Raw genomic sequence first — 5,588 nt, forward strand, 5'->3', positions numbered from 1 at the left:
CGCGGGCTGCTTGACGATCTCGCCGCGGCGTCCATTCGGGGTGCGCACGGCTCCGGACAGGGTCAGGTCGTCGCGCAGGGAGCTGTCGGTGGTGGAGGTGTCGACGGCGGCGCCGCCGGACTCGTCGAAGTTCCAGTGGGCAACGGGCTTGGGGCCCTCGCTGACCAGGAACCGGACGATCTGCTCCTCGCCGCCGAGCGGGTAGGCGGTGGACTTGGCCTGGACGTGCAGCAGGTAGGTGCCGGAGGACGGCGGGATGAAAGTCGCCTTGTAGGTGGAGCCGGCCTTCCAGTCGGACCAGGCGGCGTCGGTGGACAGCCGGAAGCGGTAGCCGTTGTTGGTGCTGGTCTCGCCCGGGGCCGGACCGAACACCGCGGTGCCCGCGGTGCCGGGGCCGCCGGCGGCGACGCAGCTGCCGCCCGACACGCACTCGCTGTACGTGGTCCAGGAAGTGATGCTCGGCTTCTGCGGCGCCTTGCTGTCCACGCGGAAGTAGCAGAAGGGGCTGGCCGAACTCGTCAGGTTGCTCTGGTCGCTGTTGTAGTAGGACTTGGTGAAGGCCTGGTAGCGGTAGAGCTTGCCGTCCTCCAGGGCGGTGTCCCAGTCCTTCGTCTGCGCCGGGAAGCCCTTCAGCGTGCTGCTGTACGCGGCGAAGCCGCTGGTCGGCTTGTACGAGGTAGTGCTCGGCTCGGGCGCGTCGGACCAGGTGGTGCCATTCTTGACGTCGATGTCGAAGTAGATGCGCAGCCGGGCCCCGGACTCACCGCCGGCGGCCGTCTCCGGGGTGGCCAGGAGGTCGGGCCTCGGGTCGGTGATGGTGCTCGGGGACGACTCGGTCTTGCTGCACACCCGCCCGGCGCCGGCCTTGACGCCGTACTCGGTGGGGGTGGCGGGCTTGCTGACGTAGTCGACCGTGAGGACGGCGTCGTCGTCGAAGCGCTTCCAGGAGACGGTGTCGGACTCGTCCTTGGCCATGAGCATCAGCGTCAGCCGCGGGAACGAGCCGTTGGCGAAGGAGCGGACGGTCGGGGTGAGGTTCTCGTCCGTCTCCTCGGGGTTGTCGGCGAACCGGATCGGCGCCTTGGGCTGCGAGGGCGAGCAGGCGTCGCCGCGGCCGGCGGAGACATGGCGGTCGCCCATCTGGTCCAGTTTGGTCGGGCCGGGCCACTTGCTGGACGAGGAGATGTTGTTGGTGCGCTCCAGGTCGACCCAGCGCGCGTCGCAAGAAAAGGACCAGGTCTCGGTGACCCGGAACTCGGCGTCGAGGACATGCTTGCCCTTGAGCTTGTCGGGGGCGAACTCGAAGTACATGCGGTTCACATAGCCGTTGCCGCAGTAGTACGAGACGCCGCCGATCACGGCGGAGCCGCACTTGCCGACGCTCATGCCGTTGGTGCCGCCGGAGAAGTTGTAGAAGACATCGCCGTCGGAGGAAAGCACCGTGCGCTCGGACTCGTTCAGCTCGACCGAAGGGTCGATGTACAGCGGGAGTTCGTCCGCGGCGGTGTCGGTGAGGAGCGCGTCGTCTGGGGTGACGTGGAGCGCGTTGCTGTCGAGGACGACGTCCATCATGGCCGATTTGTCGCCGGGACCGGGGCCGTCGAGCGGGTCCGCCTGGTCCGGGCCGGTCACCGGCACCGGGGCGGGCTCGGCGTCGTCGGCGGCGTCGAGTGGGTGCGCGCCGGCGGTCTGCGCCGACGGGCCGTCGGCGGCGGAGGTCTGCCCGCTGTCGCCCGCGGAGTTCCACATCTGGGCGCTCGGCGAACGGAAGACGACCTGCCCGTTGCCGTCGACGGCTTCCATGGTGCCGGCGGCGCCCGCCCGTACGGAGAGCCCGTCTGTGTCCAGGCCGTAGCTGATAGTGCGCAGTTCGGGCGCGGCGGCGGCCTCCAGCGTCTCTACCTCCAGGACTTGGCGGAAGCCTTCGGAGGTGGCCGTCAGGATGAGGTTGACGTCGGGCCGGACGTTCTCGTAGACGGCGCGGTTGCCGTCCAGGCGTGGCTCGGGCAGTGTGCCGGGCCAGCCCAGGGAGACCGACCGGCCCTCCTCGCCGATGGTCACGAGGCCGGCTCCGGAGCCACCGCCGGAGAAGGTCATCTCCACGGCGGCGGCCCGCGGGGCAACCGAGCCGTCCGCGCGCTTCTCCAGCGTGGCGTCGGGCTCGGTCCAGCCGCCGTTCGCGATGGCGACCCGGACCGGGACGATCGACTTCTCCAGGGTGAACGTGCTGCCGTCGGGGTTGGCGAACACGGTGTCACGCTCGGTGCGCTCCCCGGTCACCTCCACGCGTTCGCCGCTCGCCTCGGCCCGGGCCAGCGCCTCTTCGGAGGGGGACAGTGCGGTGGAGGCTTCCGACGGCGCGGCGCTTGCCGGGCCGATGGTGAGCGGCAGGCCCGGAACGGCCGTCAGCGCGAGCGCCAGCACGACTCCGGTTCCCGTCAAGCGCGCTGCGCGTCGTCGGATCGGTGTCATGAGGGTCTCCGTGTGAGCGTGGACATGAGCTGCACCATTTCGTGAGGACGCCCACACCGTGGGCGAAACGAGAAAGAAACCAGCACGTACGTTCGAATGCGAGGGAGGCCGAAGCGGCTTCTACTCGCGAAGTCGAGCGTCAGTCGAAGGCAGGTACCGAGAACGTCAGACGGCGGCGAGGGGGACGGCCCGGCGACCGGACGGCGAAGGCGGAACGCGGTCGGTCAGGTCACCGATGGCGGTGACGTCCGATCCGGCCCCTTTGCAATGTACGAACAATGAGCACCCCCCGTGCCGCACCCCACCCCTGAAGTGCTCGCAGGCAGCGTACATGGCGTGTTCACAGTTTGCCGAGACCCTGTCCGACTAGCTCTGATCTGCCGAAATGCGGCTCTTATGGCCTAAGTTGAGCCGTCGTGCGAACTGTTCTCCCGCTGCCCGACAAGCCCGTACTCGTCCCGCGTCGACTCGACACCCGTTCCCCGACGCGAACATGGCGCAAGGCGACAACTACCGTTGCGCTCACAGCAGTTGCAGACTCGACTTCACACGTGCCTGTGCGCCCCCCACCGCCGCCGCGACGGCCTCCGCCAGCGCCAACGTCTCCCGCTCGGACAGCGCCGAGATGGTCACCCGGATCCCCGGCCAGGCGCTCATCCGCAAGCGGACGCCGGGCGCGACCGCCCGCCCACCCCGCGGGCAGCAGCCGGGCGACGGCTCCGGTCTCGTCGGGCACCGGGATCCACACATTCAGCCCGCTGCGCCCGTACGCCGCGCTCCCGCAGCGCGCCGAACAGCGCGTCCCGGCGCCGCCCGTACGCCACCGCTACCTCCCGCGCGTCCACCGCGCCGTCGGCCCACCAGCCGCGCCACCGCCCGCTGGAGGACCCGGCTGACCCAGCCGGACCCGAGTCGCTGGCGGCCGCGCACTCGGTCCACGGTGACCGCGTCACCGGTGAGCACGACGAGCCGCAGGTTTGTCGTCTCAATTGAGTTTCAGGCTAGAGGTTGTCCCGTATGGGGTGTGAGTTATCCGGTGAGGGCCAGGTTGTGCAGCCGGGCGATGCCGAGCATGACCTGGTGAACTCCGTCGCCCTTGAGTCGGCAGTCCCGCAGGATCTTCCAGTTCTTCAACCGCGACAGGGCGTGTTCCACCCGCGCTCGTGCCCGGCGATGGACGGCGTTCTCTGCCTCCTGCGATGGGCTCAGGTGGCTCTGGCCTCGTCGTTTGCGGTGCGGGATGAGGAGGCCGGTGCCTTGGTAGCCGCCGTCGGCGAGGGTCGGGGCGCCACGGCAGACCCGATCGATGCCGGACTCGGTGAAGGCCCGGCAGTCGTTGCGGCTGCCGGGCAGCGGGAGACCGATCGCCACGACCAGGCGGCTGTTGGCGTCGATGACGACCTGCAGGTTGGTCGAGTACCGGTAATTCTTGCTGGACGCGGCGATGGTGCGGTCGCGGGTCGGCACGAGTGTGCCGTCGACGATGTAGACAGTGTCCTTGCGCGGCCGGCGGGCCGGCGAGATGGCCAGCAGCGGTGCGAGGTGATCGAGGATGCGGTCTGCCGGATGCGGTCTGCCGCGGACTTTGAGACCCCGAACAACGGCGCCACCGGCCGCAACGTGAGGTTCGTGCGCCAGTACGTCGCCACCAGCAACACCCGGTCCTCGAGCGACAGCCGCCACGGCCGGCCACGCTGAACGTCGCCACCTCGGCGCCGTACCAGTGCCACCAGCCTCGCAAACTGCACCTCGGTCAGACCCGCAAACGGCTCGATCCACTACGGATCATCTGCTGAGATCACCCCACCCATGCCCGACCAACGCACCAACCGCCCCACCGGTTACGGGACAACCTCAAGGGTCCGGTGCGGAGCACGGCTTCGAGGATCAGCGTTGGACCCTGGTGCGGGTGCAGACGGTGATCTGCCGGCGCCTGGGTCTGAGTCTGTCGGTGGCGACGGTGTGGCGGCTGCTGAAACGGCACGGCTGGTCCTGGCAGGCGCCTTCCCGTCGCGCACTCGAACGCGACGAGCGCGCGGTGGAGTTGTGGAAGAGGGAGGTGTGGCCCCGGGTAAATGCCTCGCGGCGGCCCGCGGGGGCTGGATCGTCTTCGAGGACGAAGCAGGATTATCGATGACGCCGCCACGAGCACGGACCTGGGGGCCACGTGGCAACGCACCCGTCATTCGCGTCCGGGGCAGATCCCGCCGCAGGACTTCGGTCGCCGCGCTGTGCTGCTACAGACCTGGCGAGAGCGCCAGACTGATCTATCGGCCCCGTCACCATCTGCTCCTGAAGGGTGCACGGAAGAGTTTCTCCTGGCAGGTCTACCGAGATCTGCTGGTGAGGGCCCACATCCAGCTCGGCGGTCCCATCGTGGCGGTTTGGGACAATTGTGAGACTGAGGGGGCATCGTCCGGGGCCAGGGTCTGACCCGTCGGACAACTGGCGGTTGCGTCTTCGCGGGCGGTGATCGACTCCTCCCACGTCCGGGCCGCACGCAGGGGCCCAAAAGCGGACCCAGCCCGGTCGACCGCGCACGCCCGGGCATCAAGCACCACGTCAACACGGACGGCCAGGGCATCCCGCTCGCGGTGTCGCTGACCGGCGGGAACCGTAACGACGTCACCCAACTCCTGCCTCTGCTGGACAAGATCCCGGCCGTGGCCGGGCTCGTCGGCCGGCCACGCAGGCGGCCCGACATGCTCTTCGCAGACCGCGGCTACGACCACGACAAGTACCGCCGGCTCCTGCGGCAGCGCGGGATCCGACCGGTGATCGCCGAACGTGGCCAGCCGCACGGCACCGGCCTGGGCACCTTCCGATGGGTCGTCGAGCGCACGATCTCCTGGCTGCACGGCTTCCGCCGCCTTCGCATCCGGTGGGAACGACGCGACGACATCCACGAGGCCTTGCTTGGACTCGCCGTCTGCCTGATCACCCATCGCCACGTCCAGAGGCTTTGCTAGGGCCAGTTAGCGCATCATCGACTTCGGTGCGTGCACTGTGACCGTCACCGAGTAAGCTTGATCATTAACCTCGCTGCTGTTTTAGGCGGACGTGTTCGGTGAGGGTTTCGATTCGTTTCACGGTCTTCCCCGGCTCGTGGCGTGGGG

Annotated in this window: 1 protein-coding gene and 5 pseudogenes; 3 read left to right on the forward strand and 3 right to left on the reverse strand. The window is 69.0% G+C overall.

Features of this window, described 5'->3' with window-relative positions; all coding sequences use genetic code 11:
* The 3 pseudogenes from AB0O67_RS36355 to AB0O67_RS36365 form a co-directional block, all read right to left on the reverse strand.
* Positions 1-2,442: pseudogene (locus tag AB0O67_RS36355) on the reverse strand (hypothetical protein); the annotation flags it as partial.
* Between the two features lie 552 nt (positions 2,443-2,994).
* Positions 2,995-3,450: pseudogene (locus AB0O67_RS36360) on the reverse strand (GntR family transcriptional regulator); the annotation flags it as partial.
* 51 nt (positions 3,451-3,501) lie between these two features.
* Positions 3,502-4,247 (reverse strand): annotated as a pseudogene (locus tag AB0O67_RS36365) (transposase).
* Positions 4,248-4,390: 143 nt separating this feature from the next.
* Between AB0O67_RS36365 and AB0O67_RS36370 the strand changes: the two are divergent.
* From AB0O67_RS36370 to AB0O67_RS36380, 3 genes and pseudogenes are all read left to right on the forward strand, one after another.
* The gene (locus tag AB0O67_RS36370) at positions 4,391-4,609 is read left to right on the forward strand and encodes a winged helix-turn-helix domain-containing protein (protein ID WP_365460076.1); all 219 of its coding nucleotides are present in this window, start codon (positions 4,391-4,393) and stop codon (positions 4,607-4,609) included.
* A pseudogene (locus tag AB0O67_RS36375) lies at positions 4,606-4,866 on the forward strand (DDE endonuclease); the annotation flags it as partial. The gene AB0O67_RS36370 and the pseudogene AB0O67_RS36375, both read left to right, overlap by 4 nt.
* 66 nt (positions 4,867-4,932) lie before the next feature.
* Positions 4,933-5,441, forward strand: a pseudogene (locus AB0O67_RS36380) (IS5 family transposase); the annotation flags it as partial.
* Positions 5,442-5,588: the final 147 nt, after the last annotated feature.

This window comes from Streptomyces sp. NPDC086077 (assembly GCF_040686175.1).
Lineage (GTDB): Bacteria > Actinomycetota > Actinomycetes > Streptomycetales > Streptomycetaceae > Streptomyces.